This is a genomic window from Streptomyces sp. NBC_01017, assembly GCF_045162795.1.
GTDB lineage: Bacteria > Actinomycetota > Actinomycetes > Streptomycetales > Streptomycetaceae > Streptomyces > Streptomyces machairae.
This window is the reverse complement of record NZ_CP108683.1, coordinates 5,617,911-5,635,860: the sequence shown is the minus strand read 5'-3', so window position 1 is coordinate 5,635,860 and position 17,950 is coordinate 5,617,911. Positions and strand designations below refer to the sequence as shown.

Below are 17,950 nucleotides of genomic sequence, written 5' to 3'. Positions count from 1 at the left end.
GTCCTGCTCCGATTCACCACCCCTGGGTCATCACATGGCGCGATCGGCATTCCTATGATGGGCCCACGACACCCACGGGCCGCTGCGACCAGGCAGTCCGATGCGGTGCAGCTGCGGCGCGATGGTGGAGGGGTCTGATGACTCAGGGGGCCGGTCAGGGACCCGAGATGGAGCGGACGGCGACGTTGCGCGACTTCCGGGTGCCCGCTTACGTGCACGAGACCGGTCCGTACGTCCAGAGCATGAACCCGGGCGAGGTCGCCCCGCCCCTCGACGAGACGTACCCGGAGGGGTACACGCCCACGCAGCGCGACCTGCCCGTGATCAATCGCGGCGACACGGTCCAGGTGCACGTCGACCCCGCCGCCATGCCGGTCCCGGACTCGACGGCAGGTGCCGGCCCGCTGTTCGTGGTCGGCGACGTGCACGGCTATCTCGACGAGCTGATGGCCGCGCTCCAGGAGCAGGGCCTCATCGACTCGGCGGGGAACTGGTCCGCGGGCACCGCCCGGCTGTGGTTCCTCGGCGACTTCACCGACCGCGGCCCGGACGGCATCGGCGTCATCGACCTCGTGATGCGGCTGTCCGCCGAGGCCGCAGCGGCCGGCGGCTACTGCAAGGCCCTGATGGGCAACCACGAACTGCTGCTCATCGGCGCCAAGCGATTCGGCGACACCCCCGTCAACTCCGGCGCGGGCACCGCCACCTTCCAGGCGGCCTGGCTGCTCAACGGCGGCCAGAAGACCGACATGGACCGTCTCCAGGACCACCATCTGCAATGGATGTCGCGTCTGGACGCCATGGAAGAGGTCGACGGGCATCTGCTCGTCCACTCGGACACCACCGCCTATCTCGACTACGGCGACTCGATCGAGGCGGTCAACGACACGGTCCGCGAGACGCTCACGCGCAATGACGCCGACGAAGTCTGGGATCTCTTCCGCAAGTTCACCAAGCGCTTCTCCTTCCGCGACGAGGGCGGCGCCGACCATGTGCGTTCCCTGCTCGATACGTACGGCGGCACCCGCGTCGTTCACGGCCACAGCCCCATTCCTTACCTGACCGGCGAGGTCGGCTCAGAGGACGGCGAGGACAACTCCGGGCCCCTGGTCGAGGGTCCGCACCTCTACGCCGAGGGTCTCGCCATCGCCATGGACGGCGGCGTGACCATGGCCGGAAAGCTGCTGGTCCAGCAACTTCCCCTGGATATCTGACCGTTCACGGGGCAGGCGTCGCCCAAGGCGGGGTGACAGAAGAGGGCGCAGGCCAGGGCCCAATTTTGGCAAACCCCCTGTCACCGTGTGCCGTGACCGCTCTACCATCGGCTTATCCGTAGCAGGCTCCCCTCCGTTTCTGCCCGACGGCTCGTTGGCATGCGAGCCCCAAGCCCTACGGAGCATCGGGGGATGCACATGAACAGCGTTCCGCAGCACCTGCTGAGCGAGGACCGCCAGGAATACGAGCGGATCCTCGATGAGGCGCTGCGCTCCGCCCCACACCGCCCGGAACTGGCCGCTGTCGGTCAGCGGCTCAACCCCGAACAGCTGCGCACCATGGCGCTCAACGCCACCGCTCTGATCACGGCGGCCGCGGCGACCGAGTACCAGCACTACGTGAAGGTCCGCGAGGAACTGCGCCAGCCGGCGCCGTCCACCCCGTCCTCCAACCGCGAGTCCGGCTCCTCCGAGTCGGGCTCGGGCGCGATGGGGCTCGCCACGGCCATGGGAGAAGTCGCCGAGACAGCGGGCCCGGGCGTCATAGCCGTGCTCGCGGTCCTGGCACCCGTCCTCGCCGGCACCGCCGCGGCGATCTTCCTGCTCGTCGGCTACATCCTGAAGATGTTCGACCCCGAGCCGGCGTTCGCCCAGACGATGCTCACCACCGGGTGGGTGTTCGGCGCCGTGGCAGCGGCCGCCATCCTGGTCGCCGCCGTCGGACTCCTGCTCACCGCCCTGCAGAACCGGCCGGCGTTGGACGGCGGGCCGTACGGCGAGCTGAGCGGGGACGTCACCCGGGCCAGGGAAGCCTGGCGCGAGGCCCTGCTGGAGCGCGGCGTCCTGCCTTTCCTGCGGGAGGCACTCGCCGACCCCGGCACGGCGTCGGCGCTGCACCGCACGCCACCGTCGACACCGGCCGGCCGCATCCCGAATCTCGGCTACGGCCGCCCGGGTTTCAGCAGCCCGGACGACGGCGCCTCCCGGGGCTCGCGGCCGAGCTTCAGCAGCCCGGACTACACGAGCCCGGACTTCGGAGGCCCGGAACACCAGCCGGACTAGCACCTCGGCTTGCGCCCCGCCGCAGGAGAGCCCCGCCGTGGGTCCCTCCTTCACGACGGCACCCCGGGGAGACCTCCTCGGGGAGGCGCAAGCCGAACAGCCGGACAGCAACGCCGTACACGACGGCAGCACGCCGGACACCGGGGCATGGCGCCCCGGGTCAGGACGTCGACGTCAGTCCGCGAGCGGCAGGTACACCCGGTTACCCGCCGCGGCGAACTCCTTCGACTTCTGCGCCATGCCCTCTTCGATCTCCGCCTTGGACCCGCCATGTGCGCGGCGGATGTCCTGGGAGATCTTCATCGAGCAGAACTTCGGCCCGCACATGGAGCAGAAGTGAGCCGTCTTGGCGGGCTCGGCCGGAAGGGTCTCGTCGTGGAACTCCCGTGCCGTGTCCGGGTCGAGGGCCAGGTTGAACTGGTCCTCCCACCGGAACTCGAAGCGGGCGTCGGACAGCGCGTCGTCCCACTCCTGTGCCCCGGGGTGCCCCTTGGCGAGGTCGGCCGCATGGGCGGCGATCTTGTAGGTGATGACCCCGGTCTTGACGTCGTCACGGTTGGGCAGGCCCAGGTGCTCCTTGGGCGTGACGTAGCAGAGCATCGCCGTGCCCCACCAGGCGATCATCGCAGCGCCGATGCCGGAGGTGATGTGGTCGTACGCCGGCGCGACGTCGGTGGTCAGCGGGCCGAGCGTATAGAACGGAGCTTCATCGCAGATCTCCTGCTGAAGGTCGATGTTCTCCTTGATCTTGTGCATCGGGACGTGTCCCGGGCCCTCGATCATGGTCTGTACGTTGAAACGCTTGGCGATCGTGTTGAGTTCCCCGAGCGTCCTCAACTCCGCGAACTGCGCCTCGTCGTTGGCGTCCGCGATCGAGCCGGGTCGCAGGCCGTCGCCCAGCGAGTACGTGACGTCGTACGCGGCGAGGATCTCGCAGAGCTCCTCGAAGTTCTCGTACAGGAAGCTCTCCTTGTGGTGCGCCAGGCACCACGCCGCCATGATCGAGCCGCCGCGCGAGACGATGCCGGTCTTGCGGTTGGCCGTCAGCGGTACGAACGGCAGCCGCACGCCCGCGTGGACCGTCATGTAGTCCACGCCCTGCTCGGCCTGTTCGATGACCGTGTCCTTGTAGATCTCCCAGGTCAGCTCCTCTGCCCGGCCGTCGACCTTCTCCAGCGCCTGGTAGAGCGGCACCGTGCCGATGGGGACGGGGGAGTTGCGCAGCACCCACTCACGGGTGGTGTGGATGTTGCGACCGGTCGACAGGTCCATGACCGTGTCGGCACCCCAGCGGGTCGCCCAGGTCATCTTCTCGACCTCCTCCTCGATGGAGGAGGTGACCGCGGAGTTGCCGATGTTGGCGTTGACCTTCACCAGGAACCGCTTGCCGATGATCATCGGCTCGATCTCCGGGTGGTTCACGTTGGCCGGCAGCACTGCCCGGCCAGCGGCGATCTCCTCGCGGACCACTTCGGGAGAAACGTTCTCCCGGAGAGCCACGAACTCCATCTCGGGCGTGACCTCGCCACGGCGTGCGTACGCGAGCTGCGTGACCGCCTCGCCGTCACGGCTGCGACGCGGCTGACGCGGCCGACCGGGGAAGACCGCGTCGAGGTTGCGCAGACCGCCGCGCGGCGAGGTGTGCTTGACGCCGTCGTCCTCGGGACGGACGGGACGGCCCGCGTACTCGGCGGTGTCACCGCGGGCGATGATCCAGTTCTCCCGCAGCGGGGGCAGCCCCCTGCGGACGTCGGTGTCGGCGAGCGGATCGGTGTACGGGCCCGAGGTGTCGTACAACGTGACCGACTGCCCGTTGGTGAGGTGCACCTGGCGGACCGGCACCCGCAGATCGGGGCGTGAACCCTCGACATACGCCTTGTGCCAGCCGATGGACTTCCCGGCCTCCTCGGACTTCTCGTCCTGAACGGAGGCAGGCGTGCGCGCGTCCTTGATGGTCATGAGACCTACTCCCTACGCCGGCATTACCCGGTAACAGGTTCGGCGGTCGACGCAGCCGTATCCGTCTGCCGACGTTTCGTGTGAAACATCACTCGCGATGAGTGATGTTTCATGTGAAACATCGCTGGGACGGAGGTCAGCGCCCTCTCAGCCCGGTGCTCCGAGCTCCCGCGTGTACAAAGGTGGCACCACGCTAGCGTCAATTCGGGCGCGGTGAACAGGGGGCCCCAATCGTTCTTGCGATGATCGGGCGGTGACCACGACGCATGAGCCTCCGTACCCACCGCCCGATCCGCCCCGCGGCTCCGGCTCCGGAAACGGCCCCGGACTCGGCCCCGCGCGGGGTAACGGCCGTACAGGCGGCCTGGGTTCGGAGGTTCCCGGGGGGAGTTACGGCGGTCCTTACGGCCGTGGTCCCGGAGGCGGACAGGACGATCAGGAGACTGGGAACGGGGGCTGGCACGAGCACGGTCCCAGATCCGGGGGGATGCAGGATCGCGGGAGCGGGGTCGGCGGCGGGCAGGGGCGCGGGCCCGGTCCCGGCGGTTTTCACGAGCGCGGTCCCGAATCCGGCGGTTCACAGGCGCCGGTTCCCGGCCCGGGTGACGGCCACGGTCACGATTCCGGGGGCAGTCATGGGCATGGTCCCGGATCCGGCGGCGGTCATGGGCACGGTCCTGGATCCGGGGGCCGGCGTGGCGGTGGTGACGGTGGCGAGCACGGGCACGGGCACTCCCACAGTCACGCCCACGGTCCGGCGGCTCCCGTCTCCCGGCATCTGCGCAAGGTCATCGCGGCAGTCGTGATCCCGTTCGCCGCAGCGGTGGTGGTGGGCCTCGCGGTGCTGTGGCCGGGCGGTGCCCCGCCGCACGAGCGCACCGGGGTCGGCTTCGACCGGCAGACACAGCAGGCCACGGTCACCAAGGTGGTCGAGGTGAGCTGCCAGGAGGTGGGGGCCTCGGGGGTGCCCCCGACCGGCGACACCTCCACCGCCGAGGGGTCCTCCGCCGTGCAGCAGGAAAGCGGCACCTGCAAGAAGGCGACGATCCGCGTCGACGGTGGCAAGGACAAGGGCCGTACGTTCACGGAGATCGTGCAGCCCGACCAGTCACGACAGTTGCAGGAGGGCCAGGAGGTCGTGGTCGCCTACGAGCCCTCCGCGCCCAAGGACCTGCAGTACTCGGTCACCGACGTGAACCGGCGTGTCCCGTTGACCGTGCTCGCCGGCATCTTCGCAGTCGCCGTCGTGGTCGTCGGGCGGTTGCGGGGTCTCATGGCACTGATCTCGCTGGCCATAAGCTTCGCGGTGCTCAACTTCTTCATCCTGCCCGCGATCCTCCAGGGCTCGAACCCGCTGGTCGTCGCCGTGGTCGGGTCGAGCGCCATCATGCTGATCGCCCTCTACCTGTGTCACGGCCTGTCGGCCCGTACATCGGTGGCGGTGCTCGGCACGCTGATCTCGCTGCTGCTGATCGGCATCCTCGGGTCGGTGTTCATCGACTGGGCCGCGCTCACCGGCAACACCGACGACAACACGGGCCTCATCCACGGGCTGTATCCGTCGATCGACATGAGCGGTCTGCTGCTCGCCGGCATCATCATCGGTTCGCTCGGTGTCCTCGACGACGTGACGGTCACCCAGACATCCGCGGTCTGGGAGCTGCACGAGGCCAACCCGGCGATGGGCTGGCGCGGGCTGTACCAGGCGGGCATCCGCATCGGCCGCGACCACATCGCGTCCGTCGTCAACACCCTCGTCCTCGCTTACGCGGGTGCCGCGCTGCCGTTGCTGCTGCTCTTCTCGATCGCGCAGAGCGGCGTGGGGACGGTGGCCAACAGTGAGTTGGTGGCGGAGGAGATCGTGCGCACCCTGGTGGGCTCCATCGGCCTGGTCGCCTCGGTGCCCGTCACCACGGCCCTCGCGGCCCTGGTGGTCTCGGCCGACCGGCCGGAGAAGGGGGCGGTGCCGGCGGGTGCCCAGCCGGTCCCGGCAGGCGGGGCGCCGATCTCGACGGGCCCACAGCCGGCTTCGGGGCGCGGCGGGCGGGGACGTCGGCGGAAGCGGTGAGGGCGGGGAAGCGGGGACGTCGGGGAAGCGGGGGCGTCCGCCGAACGCAGTGACGTCGGCGGAAGCAGTGGCGGGCACGGTTCGCCAACCACGCGCGTACTGGGCGCGCCTGACACGCGCCCGAACCTGAACCCCAACCCGTGCACCTACGGCCTTGCAGCTCCGGCGTCATGGGGAGCTCAGCGGCAGGGAAGCGCTCCCATGCGCGCCGGGAGCGCCCGGCGAAGCGTTACGCCACCCCTGCGCAGCCGTAAGCCTCAGCCCGCGCTCTGCTCCTCCGCGAGGATGCGGTCCAGGGCCTCGTCGAGATGGGCGTCGAAGTCGGCGAGCGCGCCCTCCTGCCCGAGCGGCACCAGCTTGTCGGTGCGGTCGAGAAAGGCCACCAGAGGCGCCACGGAGGAGCGGAACAGCGCCTGGTCGGGCCCGACTTGAAGCCGGATCAGGACGTCGCCGAGCGTCTCGGTGCCTGCCGGAGAGACCCGTACATCTCCCTCCCCGCACGGCCGTCCCACCCCGTCGACCAGCAGTTCCCGACCGAATGCCCAGGTCACGGGGGCATCGCCGGGCAGGTGGAAGGTCAGCCGTACGGCATAGGGATCACAGGTCTCGTAGCGCAACTCCACCGGGATGCGGAAGGAGAGCTCCTCGGACACGAGAAAGCTCATCATGACCTCTGCCTCTACGGACTCGCGCATCGCCCTACCCCGTCGTTTGCAGTCGACTGGCCGGGAACGGACCCCGACACTGGTGGAATCTTGCTGAACGTACACGAGAGATCACAAGGAGTGAGTTTTCAGATACTGATAGAGATCGAGAGTGACCCCAGGAGCCGCCCGATCTCCTCCTGCAGTTGCAGCACCGCCGACAGCAGCCGGTCGGCCTGGTGGGCGGGCAGCGAAATGGCCATCGTCGCGGCCGTGGTGCCCACCGTGATGGGGATGGCCGCGCACACCGTGCCCAGGGCGTACTCCTGACGCTCGGTCACCGGCTCCATCCGCCGGGTCCGTTCGAGTCGTCGCAGCAGGGAGCGGGTATCGCGCACGGTGTACGGGGTGATGGACTCCACGGGATGGCGGTCCAGATGATCGCGGCGAGCATCCTCGTCGAGCTGGGAGAGCAGGCACTGGCCGATGGCGTGCGCGTGGCCGGTCTCCCGGAAGTCGGCCCATTCCTCGACCGCCGGATTGCCCGGGGTGTCGGAGACGCACATGACCTCGATCTCGCCGTCGCGGTACTGGGCGTAGTAAACCGGGACACCAATGGCGTCACGCCATTGAGCGAGCGCGTCGGCAACCGTGCTGCGACGTTTCTGCTCGGCTGCGCTGCTGCTGAGCCGTACGGCCGCCTCGCCGAGGAAGAACAGCCCTTTGTCACGGCGCAGATAGCCCTCGTGCACCAGCGTGCGCAGCAAGTGGTAGGCGGTGGGCAGGGCCAGGCCCGCCTCACGGGCGAGTTGCTTGGCCGGGGCGCCGTATTCATGCTCGGCGACACATTCCAGCAGGCGCATCGCGCGCTGGACGGATCCGATGAGCGTCGCGGACTGCGGCTGCTCGGCGGAGGCCGGGGAGGCCTGCTGCGGGACCTGAGGGACGCAGGAGCGCGGCTGTTCGAGGGGTGTCTGGGGTTCTGAGGGTGCGGTGTCGACCGTGGCCAAGGGTTACTCCCGAAGCGCGAGGGGGGAGCCCGTGCTGGGGAACACGGGGGGTGCACGCCGCTCGCGGGGTCGCCCCCGCGTCGATTTCCGGACTCTATTGGCCAGTCACCGCTCGGAGACGCCCTGCTCGGAAAACTTCCCTCGCCCGAGGGAACCGGCGATTCCTGTTACCGCCCACCGGTCCCCACGGCCCCCACAGCCCTCACCAGTCGCTGCGCGACGAGGAGCTCGACGTGAACTTCCGTACGACGTAGATCAGTCCGCCGACCAGTGCCACGAAGACCAGCACCTTGAAGAGCAGTCCGATGACGAACCCCACGACGCTGGCTATCAGCCCACCGAACACCACCAGAGCGATGACCGGCACCGCGATCCACTTCACCCACCACGGCAGTCCTGCGAAGATCTCACGCATCGCCCTCGTCCTTACCTCTCCGCCCGTTACTGTGCCGGGTCCTGATCCTTCGAATCTGCTGATTCCTGCACTCGATGCTAGGTCCGGCAGGTGCCCAGCGGGCGTCTCGCAGCCCTTGTCCTCCCCTGATCGATCCCCTAGGGAACCCCGAGGCCAAAGGTCAGCTTCCGGGCGGAGAGAACACCACGAGCACCCTCAGGTCCTCGCTGATGTGGTGGAACTTGTGGGCCACCCCGGCCGGCACGTACACCACACTGCCGCGCGCCACATGTGTGGTCTCCATGCCGACGGTGATCTGGGCACGGCCGCTCACAACGAAGTAGACCTCGTCCTGGTTGTGCGGCTTCTGTGGATCGTGCGCACCGGCGTCGAGCGCGTAGAGACCGACCGACATGTTCCGCTCCCGCAGAAACTGCAGGTAAGCGCCCTCGTTGGCGGCGCGCTCCGCCTCCAGTTCATCCAGCCGGAATGCCTTCATCGCTCTCGTCCGCCCTTGTCCCGGTGCTTGTGACCGATCTCGTCTGCCACGATCAGACACATGAAGAATTTCGTAGTCAAGACGATCGCCAACGCGGGTGCCCTGGCGGTCGCCGTCTGGCTGATAGACAAGATCACCCTCACCGGTGACAGCACGGGCAAGAAGATCGGCACCCTGCTCATCGTCGCGCTGATCTTCGGCCTGGTGAACTTCGTCGTCAAGCCGTTCGTGAAGCTGCTGAGCCTCCCGCTGCTCATCCTGACGCTCGGCCTGTTCACCCTGATCGTCAACGCGCTGATGCTGCTGCTGACCTCGTGGCTCGCCGACAAGGTCGACCTGAGCTTCCACGTAGATGGCTTCTGGACGGCCGTCCTCGGCGGCCTGATCATCTCGATCGTCTCCTGGGCGCTCAACGTCGTCCTGCCCGACGGGGACTGAGTATCCGATGACCTACCGCGTCTGCTTCGTCTGCACCGGCAACATCTGCCGCTCCCCGATGGCCGAGTCCGTCTTCCGCGCGCGCGTGGCGGAGGCCGGGCTCGACGACCTGGTCGAGGCCGACAGCGCCGGCACCGGCGGCTGGCACGAGGGCGACCCGGCCGACCCGCGCACCGTCTCCGTCCTGGAGGAGCACGGCTACGACAGCGGTCACACAGCCCGCCAGTTCCAGCCGTCCTGGTTCGCGCGGCTCGACCTCGTCATCGCTCTCGACGCCGGCCACCTCAAGGCCCTGCGCCGCCTTGCGCCCACACCTGAGGACGCGGCGAAGGTGCGCCTGCTGCGCTCCTACGATCCCGCTGCCGGCGACGACCTCGACGTTCCGGACCCGTACTACGGGGCCATGGACGGCTTCGAGGAGTGCCTTGAGATGGTGGAGGCCGCAAGTACGGGCCTTCTGACGGCGGTCCGCGAACAGGTGGAGGGACAACCGGTATGAGCAGTACGGATCCTCAAGGGCTGCCTTCCCAAGGGCTGTCTTCCGACGGAGACGGCACGCGCGCGGTGCGAGCCGGGCTGCCCGAGCCGGTCGCGTACGAGCCGACCCTGCCCGGCCCCGTGTTCGCCGCCCACTTCCACCTGCCGGGCGAGCCGACGGGACCGTACACCTACGGCCGCGACGAGAACCCGACCTGGACCCATCTGGAGCGCGCCATCGGCGGCCTGGAGGCGCCGGGGGAGGACGGCGTCGAGACGCTGGTCTTCGCGTCGGGCATGGCCGCCACCTCGTCGGTGCTCTTCTCCCAGCTGCGAGCCGGAGACGCGGTCGTCCTGCCCAGCGACGGCTACCAGGCGCTGCCCCTGGCACGCGCGCAGCTGGAGGCATTCGGCATCGAGGTGCGCACGGCACCGACCGGCGGGGACGCCCAGCTCGGCGTCCTGGACGGTGCGAAGCTGCTGTGGATCGAGACTCCGTCGAACCCCGGCCTCGACGTGTGTGACATCCGGCGGCTCGTCGAAGCGGCACACGCGCGTGGCGCCCTCGTCGCCGTCGACAACACGCTCGCGACGCCGCTCGGGCAGCGCCCGCTTGAGCTCGGCGCCGACTTCTCGGTGGCCAGCGGCACCAAGCAGCTGACGGGACATGGCGACATCCTGCTGGGATACGTCAGCGGCCGCGACGCCGGGGCCATGGCCGCCGTACGGCGCTGGCGCAAGATCGTCGGGGCGATTCCGGGGCCCATGGAGGCCTGGCTCGCCCACCGTTCCCTCGCCACGCTCCAGCTGCGTGTGGACCGGCAGAACGCCACCGCCCTGGCCGTCGCCGCGGCACTGCAGGACTGGCCGGAGGAGCTCGGGGTGCGCTATCCCGGGCTGCCTCGCGACCCCTCGTACAAGATCGCCTCGCAGCAGATGCGGCGCTACGGGTGCGTGGTGTCCTTCACGCTGCCCACGCGCGCGCGTGCCGAGCGATTCCTGGACGCGCTGCGGCTCGTCGACGACGCGACCAGCTTCGGCGGAGTTCGCTCCACGGCCGAACGGCGCGGACGCTGGGGCGGCGACGCCGTGCCGGAGGGCTTCATCCGTATGTCCGTCGGCGCCGAGGATCCCGAGGATCTGGTGGCGGATGTGCTGCGCGCGTTGGACGAATCGGCACAGTGACCGGGTCCGCCGGTGCGTGGATCGGTGCCCGGATATGTGAAACGGGCGGTCCGAGCCTCCCCCCTCGTGGCTCGGACCGCCCTCGGTTCTGCGCGCGAAGAACCGCGCGAACAAGGCTAGTTGACTCTCTGTCAGTGTCCAATCACAGTAGCGACAGCGACCTATCGACTTATTTATAGTTGGGCCCTGCCCTGGGGATGGAGAGAAGGGCGGGGAAGGGGAGGGTGTGGCATGGATCTGGCCTTGTTGCGCACATTTGTGACCGTGCACCGGGCTGGTTCCTTCACCCGCGCCGCGGCCCTGCTCGGGCTGTCGCAGCCGGCCGTGACCTCGCAGATCCGCACCCTGGAACGGCAGTTGGGCCGCCCACTCTTCCTGCGCCAGGCCCGCGGAGTGACGCCCACGACCATCGGCGACGAACTCGCCCACAAGGCCGCACCTCATCTCGATGCCCTGGTGGAGATCACCGAGACCGGCCTCGACGACGAGTCCTCCTTACGATCCCTGCACCTCGCCGGCCCTCCCGAGTTCACCGCCGAGCGGGCCCTGCCCGCGCTCACCGAGCTGACCGGCGAGGAGGGCCAGGGCTTCGCTCTGCGCGCGTCCTTCGGCAACGCCGAGGAGACCCTGGAGGGGCTGGCTGCCGGACATCATGATCTGGCCATCAGTACGGCCCGTCCGCGCGGCGGTCTGCTCACGGCGACTGCGCTCTGCGACGAGGTGCACGTGCTTGTCGCCGCGCCCCAATGGATCGACCGGATCGGTTCGGGGCAGCTGCGCCACAAGGGAGCGCACGCGCTGGAGGACGTCCCGGTGGTGGAGGTGCACGAGTCCCTGCCCTTCGCCTCCCGCTACTGGGCCGCGGTCTACGACTCCCGTCCCGCCGCACCCGGCACCGTGATCGTCCCAGACCTTCGTGCGGTCCTCGCTTGTGCGGTCGCGGGGGCAGGGCTGGCGGTGTTGCCCCGCTATCTGTGTGCGGCCGCCCTGGAGCGCGGCGACGTCGTCGCCCTGCACGATCCGCCGGTGCCACCGCTGCGGACGTACTTCCTGGTGGTCCGTACCGGCACACTGGCGATGCCCCATATCGCGCGGGCCCATGAGTGGCTGCTGCGAGCGGCTTGTGACTGGGCCTGAGCCGGGCATTCAGGGCGCTTCCGGCGGCGAATCCGAGGCCCTCACAGGATGAGCTCGGCCGGTGACGTTTCGCGATGTTTCACGTGGAACCAGCCGGGCCACATTTCTCCCATGACCGTCCGACCTGTGGTCAAGCGCACCGCCCGCGCCGTTCTGCTGGACGGCGACGACCTGATCCTGATCAAGCGCACCAAGCCCGGCCTCGATCCCTACTGGCTCACACCCGGTGGCGGAGTCGAGCCCACGGACGCGACCGTCGTCGACGCCCTGCACCGTGAGGTGTACGAGGAGCTCGGCGCCAAGATCGTCGACGTCGTGCCCTGCTTCGTCGACACCGTCGAGCACATCGGCGAGGACGGCGGAGCGACCGGAGTGAAGGTGCAGCACTTCTTCGTGTGCCGCCTGGAGTCCATGGACACGTCCTTGCGGCACGGGCCCGAAGTGGACGAACCCATCGGCGAGTACGAGATCGTGCGCGTGCCGTTCACCCGGGTCGGGATCGCTTCGGTCCACCTCGTACCGCTGTCACTGCGGCACTACCTCGACGGGAACATCGAGGGCGTCCGGGCCATGCACGCCCCCGATCTGGGCTGATCCGACGGGGGACCTCGGCCGCGGCAAGGCTTGTCAGTCCCCGGCGGTGACGAGCTCCTCCACAGAGTCATGCCGTATGCGCTCAAACGGCATGCCGATGTTCCTCAGTGCGTCGACACCGCTGCGGATCATGCCGGGCGGTCCGGAGACATAGGCGTCGTACTCGGTCCACGGCCCGTACTCGCGTATGGCTTCGGGAAGCTGGAGCAGTCCATGCCGGTCCACCACCGGGCGGACATGCAGCCAGGGGTGGGACTGCTGAAGCCGGAGCATCGTGTCGATGTCGTACAGGTCCTGGTTGGTGCGGGCGCCGTAGAAGACCTCGACCTGTCGCCGCTCGCCGTGCTCGGCGACGTCCTCGACCAGTGCCTTGATGGGCGCTATGCCGGTGCCTCCGCCCACGCAGAGCAGCCCGCTGTCGGTGGTGTGGTCCACGGTCATCGAACCGGCCGGCGGGCCGAGCCGGATGATGTCTCCCGGCCGGGCGCGGTGCACCAGCGCGTTGGAGACCCAGCCCGCGGACACGGCCTTCACATGGAACGTCAGCAGGCCGTCCGAGCGGGGCGCCGAGGCGAACGAGTAGTGCCGCCAGATCCTGGGCCACCAGGGCGTCTCCACGCTCGTGTACTGCCCGGCGAGGAAGGGATAGGGCTGGTCGGGCCGGACGGTGAGGACCGCGACGTCCGGGGTTCTGAGGTCGTGCGAGACGACCTCCGCGTACCACCAGGCGGGGGCGCGCAGTTCGTCCGCCGCCGCCGCGTCGATCATGACCTGCGAGATCGTCGTGTACGCCCGGACCCAGGCGGCCTCCATCTCGCCGTCCCAGATGCCGGCGGCGTACTTGCTCAGCGCGCCGATGAGGCACTCGCCGACGGCCGGATAGTGCTCGGGCCGGGTGCCGTACTTGCGGTGTCCGCGGCCCAGGTTCTGCAGGTAGTCGACGAGGACGGGGGTGTTGTCGATGTGCTCGGCCGCAGTGAGTAGCGCCTTCAGCAGCCGGTCCCGCTGGGTGTCCATCGCGGCCGGGAAGAGGGAACGCAGGTCGGGGTGGCGTACGAAGAGCAGCGCGTAGAAGTAGGAGGTGACCTTGTCGGCCACGGGGCCGACCTCTGCCATGGTCCGGCGGATCAGGACGGCGTCCGGGGAGACGGGTTGGGCCGGAGCGGGGCGCTGGGTCGGCACGCGCAGTTGGGGGGAGGGCGCTGCGAGAGGGGCGGGGCCCGGTGTCTCCGGACGTGCTGCGGTGGCTTGGGCGGAGGCTTGTGGGGCCTGAGCGGCCTGCATCTCCGGACGTGCTGCGGTGGCTTGGGCGGACGCCTGTGGGGCCTGAGCGGCCTGCATCTCCGGACGTGCTGCGGTGGCTTGGGCGGACGCCTGTGGGGCCTGAGCGGAGACGTGCGGGGCTTGGCCTGGGTACGAGGCGTGGGCGGGCGCCGACCGGGTGGGCCGTATGTGATTCGGGGCGGTCATGTCGGGGGTCGATATCGCCGCTGGCGCCCCTTGTTCCGCGTACGGGCGGCGGCCGACGGGATCCGGTGCGGCGGGATCTGAGCCGACGTCCGCGGGGATGGGCCCCGGCGGATGAGCCGTCGCGCTGGGCTGGGGCGGGCCGGCCGTCGTGGTGGGCCGCGTGGTGTTCTGGGGCGGAGGGGCCGGGCCGTCGCCGGCTGCCGTCCGGCCCACCGGGCGCATCGCCGCCAAGCGGCTGCCCTCTGCCGCCTCCTGTTCGCCGCCCGGAGAGGTCTCCGGCTGCTTGCGCGGCGTGAACCAGCCGCTCCCGCCGCCGGAAGTGCCGTTGTCGGCCGACGTGGTGGTCGGAGCGTCCATGGTGTGCCTCGCCTCGAGCATCTTTCGGTCGGTCTGCGCACTTCCTCTATCGGAAGGTGCCTGCTTCCCCCGCGACGGCTTGCTTGTCCCCGTTCGTTGCCGCTACCAATACGGCCACATTCAACCCGTATTCACACTCGGTACGGACAAGTAAGGCGAGAGTGTGACATTGGCCGCAGTACTCTCACCGCAGCATCCCACTGCGTGTGGGCACCCAGGCCGCATAACCACGAATGCGGGTCTTCGATCTCTCCGTCCCGTTACGCTGCATTGCCTTGCGCTCGGTCCGCGTCGACAGTCCGCATCACGGCTCGGACACGAACCGGAGTCGACCATACCGGCCGCTGCCCCGATCACAAGTCCCCCCTTGCTTCCTCACGAATTGGGCGAGGGGACGAACGGGCAATTCCTTCAATTACCGCCTGCTGCGCACCAATTCGTAGGCTTCCCACAGATCCATCCGCATGTAGGAGCGGTTCGCGAGTCCGGGCGGATGGCGGCCTCGCATTGAGTGGAATCCCGGCGCACTTCATGGACGCTCGCCGTTCGTCCATGTTTCACGTGAAACACCCAGCGTCTATCGGCGGGCCGTGCGGCGGACCATGACATGGCCAAAAGCTCGTACGTCTCACCGGAAACGGCTGGACGACCAGGGCAGTCGTCAGACAGCCTGACCTGCGTGCCGACTCCTTCCCTCGCCGCTCTGCCCATTCGCCGTCTGACGCCTCGTGACCTCACCGCCTGCGCTGACTTGTCCGAGGATCGGGGCTGGCCCCGTGAGGAACACAAGTGGCAGTTCCTTCTGACAGCCGGGAAGGGCTACGGGATCGACGACCCCGACGGCGGGCTTGTCAGCGCCTGTGTCGTCACGGACTACGGACCGCGGGACCGCCCCGATCTGGGGGCCATCGGCATGGTCCTGGTCGCCGAGCGTCATGCACGCCAGGGCGTCGCGCGCCGGCTCATGCGTCACGTCGTCTCCGCGATGGGCACGACACCGCTGACGCTGCACGCGACACCGAACGGCCAAGCGCTCTACGAGGAACTCGGCTTCAAGGTCACCGGCCGGACGGAGATGCTGCGCGGGCACTTCAGGGCCGGTGCCTCGGTGCCCTCGGTGGCCACGCGCGCGGCCACCGCCGATGACCTCACCGCAATCGTCCGGCTCGACGAGGAGGTGTTCGGCGCGGATCGCACGCACATCATCACGCGGCTCCCCGCCTTCACCGACCGGTTGCGCGTCGCCGAGGAGAACGGCCGGATCATCGGATACGCGGGGACCTGGCCCAACATGGACACACAGGTCGTGGGCCCACTGATCGCCCACGACACGGAGACTGCGAAGGCACTCATCGCCTCCCTCGCCGCCCACACCGACCGCCCGCTGCGCACTGACATCGACGTACGTCATGAGGAACTGCTCACCTGGGCGAAGGAGCACGGTCTGGCGTCCATCGCCTTCAACTCGGTGATGACGTACGGCATCTCGGAACTGCCCGGCGACTGGACCCGGCGGTTCGCTCCGGTGACGGTGGCGGCGGGCTGACGAGCCGGCTGCGAGCTGAAGCGGTCATGGAACACGCCGGTCCCCCTCGGGAACCGGCGTGTTCTCGTTGATGGGTGCCTTGACGGCGTGCCCCGCTGCTTGCGGTGTGCCGTCAGACAAGTCCCTCGATCGCGGCCGTCGCGAACTGGTGGTCCTGCTCGGGCGCACCGCCGCCCACGCCGATCGCGCCGATCAGCCGGCCGTCCCGATGGATCGGCACGCCGCCCGCGATGAACAGCAGCGGCCGGTCCAGCGCGGTCGGCAGGGTGTGGAACAGGCCACCCGGCTGTACGGCCTCCACGAGATCGGCGGTGGGGGCGTTGAGCTGGAGTGCCGTGTAGGCCTTGCGGGTGCTGGTCTCCCCGGAGATCAGCACGGCTCGGTCGTCCCGCCGGAACGCGAGCAGGTGGCCTCCGGCGTCGAGGACGGTGACGCTGACGGTCACTCCGGCGGCCTCGGCGGCCCGGTGGGCGGTGGCGACGAGGAGGTCGGCGTCCTGGGTGGTCAGGGGCGCGACGGCGGTGTTGGTGCTCATGGGGGCGTTCTCCTTGATGGTGGTGCGAAGGTATGGAGCTGAGGTGTGGAGCTGAGGTCCTGGTGTGGGCGGTCACGGAGTCGTGTCTGCGGGGGCGGCCCTGACCCCGCTGACGGGTCGGCTCAGTGGTGTACGACGGCTCGCTGCTCTGCGGGCGCGGCGCTCGTGACGACGCCGGCGACTGCTCCGTCGCGGCGCTCCAGCGCGGCCGAGAGGAACGCGAGCAGCAGGGCGGCCGCGGCGAGGGCGGCGCCCACCCAGTTGGGGGACGTGTAGCCGTAGCCGGCCGCGATGACCATGCCGCCGAGCCAGGCGGCGAGGGCGTTGCCGAGGTTGAAGGCGCCGATGTTCACGGCCGAGGCCAGCGTCGGGGCACCGTGCGCCTGGTCCAGGACGCGCTTCTGCAGCGGCGGGACCGTGGCGAAGCCCAGGGCGCCGATCAGCGCGATGGTGATGGCCGCGAGAACCTTGTTCTGCGCCGTGAGCGTGAAGAGCGCGAGCACGACGGCGAGGGCGCCCAGGGAGACGTACAGCATGGGCATCAGCGCGCGGTCGGCGTACTTGCCGCCGATCAGGTTGCCGCCGACCATGCCGAGCCCGAAGAGGACCAGCAGCCAGGTGACGGAGCCGTCCGCGAAGCCGGCGACATGGGTCATCATCGGTGCGATGTAGGTGATGGCTGCGAAGACGCCGCCGAAGCCGAGGACCGTCATCGCCATGGCGAGCAGGACCTGGGCGTTCTTGAACGCCGCCAGCTCATGGCGCAGCTGTACGCCCTGGGGCTTGGGCATGTCGGGGACGAGCTTGGCGATCCCGGCCAGGCCGACCACCCCGAGGGCAGCGACTATGCCGAAGGTGACGCGCCAGCCGGCGGACTGCCCGACGAACGTGCCCAGTGGGACGCCGACGACGTTCGCGACGGTCAGACCGGTGAACATCATCGCGATGGCCCCGGCCTTCTTGTTCGGGGCGACCAGGTCGGCCGCGACGACCGAGCCGATGCCGAAGAAGGCGCCGTGGGCGAGCGAGGCAACCACACGGCCGATCAGCATGACGGTGAAGCTGGGGGCGAGAGCGGACAGCACGTTGCCGGCGATGAACAGTCCCATCAGCAGCATCAGCATCCGCTTGCGGGAGACCTTGGTGCCGAGCACGGTCATCAGGGGAGCGCCGAGGACCACGCCGAGCGCGTAGCCGGTCACCAGCAGCCCGGCGGTGGGGATGGTGACCCCGAAGTCACCCGCGACCTCGGGCAGCAAGCCCATGATCACGAACTCGGTCGTGCCGATTCCGAAGGCCCCGATCGCGAGGGCCAGAAGCGCGAGAGGCATGAAGGGGTACACCTTCCAGAAGATTGCAGG

The 17,950-nt window shown here is 69.2% G+C and carries 17 protein-coding genes and 1 riboswitch; of the genes, 9 read left to right on the top strand and 8 right to left on the bottom strand.

Going from position 1 to position 17,950, the window contains the following annotated elements:
- The first annotated feature begins 137 nt into the window (after positions 1-137).
- Positions 138-1,214, top strand: coding sequence for a metallophosphoesterase (locus tag OG331_RS25830; protein ID WP_406200302.1), 1,077 nt, complete (start codon positions 138-140; stop codon positions 1,212-1,214).
- Between the two features lie 192 nt (positions 1,215-1,406).
- Positions 1,407-2,276 (top strand): hypothetical protein, encoded by an 870-nt coding sequence (locus OG331_RS25825; protein ID WP_406200300.1) that lies wholly within the window; start codon positions 1,407-1,409, stop codon positions 2,274-2,276.
- Between the two features lie 174 nt (positions 2,277-2,450).
- Here OG331_RS25825 and thiC read toward each other — a convergent pair whose 3' ends face one another.
- Positions 2,451-4,235, bottom strand: a complete 1,785-nt coding sequence (gene thiC / locus OG331_RS25820; RefSeq protein WP_406200297.1) for a phosphomethylpyrimidine synthase ThiC — start codon at positions 4,233-4,235, stop codon at positions 2,451-2,453.
- A riboswitch (TPP riboswitch) is annotated at positions 4,228-4,417 on the bottom strand. Its footprint overlaps the gene before it by 8 nt.
- 305 nt (positions 4,418-4,722) lie before the next feature.
- Here thiC and OG331_RS25815 point away from each other — a divergent pair.
- On the top strand, positions 4,723-6,303 hold the full coding sequence (locus OG331_RS25815) for a YibE/F family protein (RefSeq protein WP_406200295.1): 1,581 nt from the start codon (positions 4,723-4,725) through the stop codon (positions 6,301-6,303).
- Positions 6,304-6,560: 257 nt separating this feature from the next.
- Here OG331_RS25815 and OG331_RS25810 read toward each other — a convergent pair whose 3' ends face one another.
- The 4 genes from OG331_RS25810 to OG331_RS25795 form a co-directional block, all read right to left on the bottom strand.
- Positions 6,561-6,998, bottom strand: coding sequence for an SsgA family sporulation/cell division regulator (locus tag OG331_RS25810; protein WP_406200292.1), 438 nt, complete (start codon positions 6,996-6,998; stop codon positions 6,561-6,563).
- A gap of 98 nt (positions 6,999-7,096) precedes the next feature.
- Positions 7,097-7,831, bottom strand: a complete 735-nt coding sequence (locus OG331_RS25805; RefSeq protein ID WP_406210267.1) for an IclR family transcriptional regulator — start codon at positions 7,829-7,831, stop codon at positions 7,097-7,099.
- A 328-nt stretch (positions 7,832-8,159) separates the two neighbouring features.
- Positions 8,160-8,372, bottom strand: a complete 213-nt coding sequence (locus OG331_RS25800; protein WP_030048440.1) for a DUF5326 family protein — start codon at positions 8,370-8,372, stop codon at positions 8,160-8,162.
- Positions 8,373-8,532: 160 nt separating this feature from the next.
- Complete coding sequence (locus OG331_RS25795) at positions 8,533-8,850, bottom strand: cupin domain-containing protein (protein WP_391397918.1); 318 nt, start codon at positions 8,848-8,850, stop codon at positions 8,533-8,535.
- 60 nt (positions 8,851-8,910) lie between these two features.
- Between OG331_RS25795 and OG331_RS25790 the strand changes: the two genes are divergently transcribed.
- The 5 genes from OG331_RS25790 to OG331_RS25770 all read left to right on the top strand — a co-directional run bounded on the left by OG331_RS25790 (position 8,911) and on the right by OG331_RS25770 (position 12,681).
- Positions 8,911-9,288, top strand: coding sequence for a phage holin family protein (locus tag OG331_RS25790; protein ID WP_406200289.1), 378 nt, complete (start codon positions 8,911-8,913; stop codon positions 9,286-9,288).
- A gap of 7 nt (positions 9,289-9,295) precedes the next feature.
- Positions 9,296-9,787, top strand: coding sequence for a low molecular weight protein-tyrosine-phosphatase (locus OG331_RS25785; protein WP_406200286.1), 492 nt, complete (start codon positions 9,296-9,298; stop codon positions 9,785-9,787).
- Positions 9,784-10,950: a cystathionine gamma-lyase gene (locus tag OG331_RS25780; RefSeq protein ID WP_406200283.1), complete on the top strand. Its 1,167-nt coding sequence runs from the start codon at positions 9,784-9,786 to the stop codon at positions 10,948-10,950. The genes OG331_RS25785 and OG331_RS25780 overlap by 4 nt, the downstream gene beginning before the upstream one ends.
- Positions 10,951-11,181: 231 nt before the next feature.
- Entirely contained in the window at positions 11,182-12,087 is a 906-nt protein-coding gene (locus OG331_RS25775) for a LysR family transcriptional regulator (RefSeq protein WP_406200280.1), read from the top strand.
- Between the two features lie 111 nt (positions 12,088-12,198).
- Entirely contained in the window at positions 12,199-12,681 is a 483-nt protein-coding gene (locus OG331_RS25770; protein WP_369272141.1) for an NUDIX domain-containing protein, read from the top strand.
- Between the two features lie 33 nt (positions 12,682-12,714).
- On the opposite strand, the gene OG331_RS25765 is transcribed toward OG331_RS25770, so the two are convergent.
- Positions 12,715-14,508: a globin domain-containing protein gene (locus OG331_RS25765; protein ID WP_406200277.1), complete on the bottom strand. Its 1,794-nt coding sequence runs from the start codon at positions 14,506-14,508 to the stop codon at positions 12,715-12,717.
- 679 nt (positions 14,509-15,187) lie between these two features.
- Here OG331_RS25765 and OG331_RS25760 point away from each other — a divergent pair.
- Positions 15,188-16,054 (top strand): GNAT family N-acetyltransferase, encoded by an 867-nt coding sequence (locus OG331_RS25760; protein WP_406200274.1) that lies wholly within the window; start codon positions 15,188-15,190, stop codon positions 16,052-16,054.
- A 112-nt stretch (positions 16,055-16,166) separates the two neighbouring features.
- Here the strand turns inward: OG331_RS25760 and OG331_RS25755 are convergent, their stop codons facing one another.
- Together OG331_RS25755 and OG331_RS25750 are read right to left on the bottom strand one after the other, a co-directional pair.
- Positions 16,167-16,589 (bottom strand): heme-binding protein, encoded by a 423-nt coding sequence (locus OG331_RS25755; protein WP_362386903.1) that lies wholly within the window; start codon positions 16,587-16,589, stop codon positions 16,167-16,169.
- Between the two features lie 122 nt (positions 16,590-16,711).
- Positions 16,712-17,920: an MFS transporter gene (locus OG331_RS25750; protein ID WP_406200271.1), complete on the bottom strand. Its 1,209-nt coding sequence runs from the start codon at positions 17,918-17,920 to the stop codon at positions 16,712-16,714.
- Positions 17,921-17,950: the final 30 nt, after the last annotated feature.

Bases quoted from the DNA above. Each gene is read 5' to 3' on its own strand.
- OG331_RS25780 (WP_406200283.1), top strand. From the start codon at position 9,784: ATGAGCAGTACGGATCCTCAAGGGCTGCCTTCCCAAGGGCTGTCTTCC.
- OG331_RS25770 (WP_369272141.1), top strand. From the start codon at position 12,199: ATGACCGTCCGACCTGTGGTCAAGCGCACCGCCCGCGCCGTTCTGCTG.
- OG331_RS25755 (WP_362386903.1), bottom strand. From the start codon at position 16,589: ATGAGCACCAACACCGCCGTCGCGCCCCTGACCACCCAGGACGCCGAC.
- OG331_RS25790 (WP_406200289.1), top strand. From the start codon at position 8,911: ATGAAGAATTTCGTAGTCAAGACGATCGCCAACGCGGGTGCCCTGGCG.
- thiC (WP_406200297.1), bottom strand. From the start codon at position 4,235: ATGACCATCAAGGACGCGCGCACGCCTGCCTCCGTTCAGGACGAGAAG.
- OG331_RS25750 (WP_406200271.1), bottom strand. From the start codon at position 17,920: ATGCCTCTCGCGCTTCTGGCCCTCGCGATCGGGGCCTTCGGAATCGGC.
- OG331_RS25810 (WP_406200292.1), bottom strand. From the start codon at position 6,998: ATGCGCGAGTCCGTAGAGGCAGAGGTCATGATGAGCTTTCTCGTGTCC.
- OG331_RS25775 (WP_406200280.1), top strand. From the start codon at position 11,182: ATGGATCTGGCCTTGTTGCGCACATTTGTGACCGTGCACCGGGCTGGT.
- OG331_RS25830 (WP_406200302.1), top strand. From the start codon at position 138: ATGACTCAGGGGGCCGGTCAGGGACCCGAGATGGAGCGGACGGCGACG.
- OG331_RS25800 (WP_030048440.1), bottom strand. From the start codon at position 8,372: ATGCGTGAGATCTTCGCAGGACTGCCGTGGTGGGTGAAGTGGATCGCG.
- OG331_RS25785 (WP_406200286.1), top strand. From the start codon at position 9,296: ATGACCTACCGCGTCTGCTTCGTCTGCACCGGCAACATCTGCCGCTCC.
- OG331_RS25795 (WP_391397918.1), bottom strand. From the start codon at position 8,850: ATGAAGGCATTCCGGCTGGATGAACTGGAGGCGGAGCGCGCCGCCAAC.
- OG331_RS25815 (WP_406200295.1), top strand. From the start codon at position 4,723: ATGCAGGATCGCGGGAGCGGGGTCGGCGGCGGGCAGGGGCGCGGGCCC.
- OG331_RS25825 (WP_406200300.1), top strand. From the start codon at position 1,407: ATGCACATGAACAGCGTTCCGCAGCACCTGCTGAGCGAGGACCGCCAG.
- OG331_RS25765 (WP_406200277.1), bottom strand. From the start codon at position 14,508: ATGGACGCTCCGACCACCACGTCGGCCGACAACGGCACTTCCGGCGGC.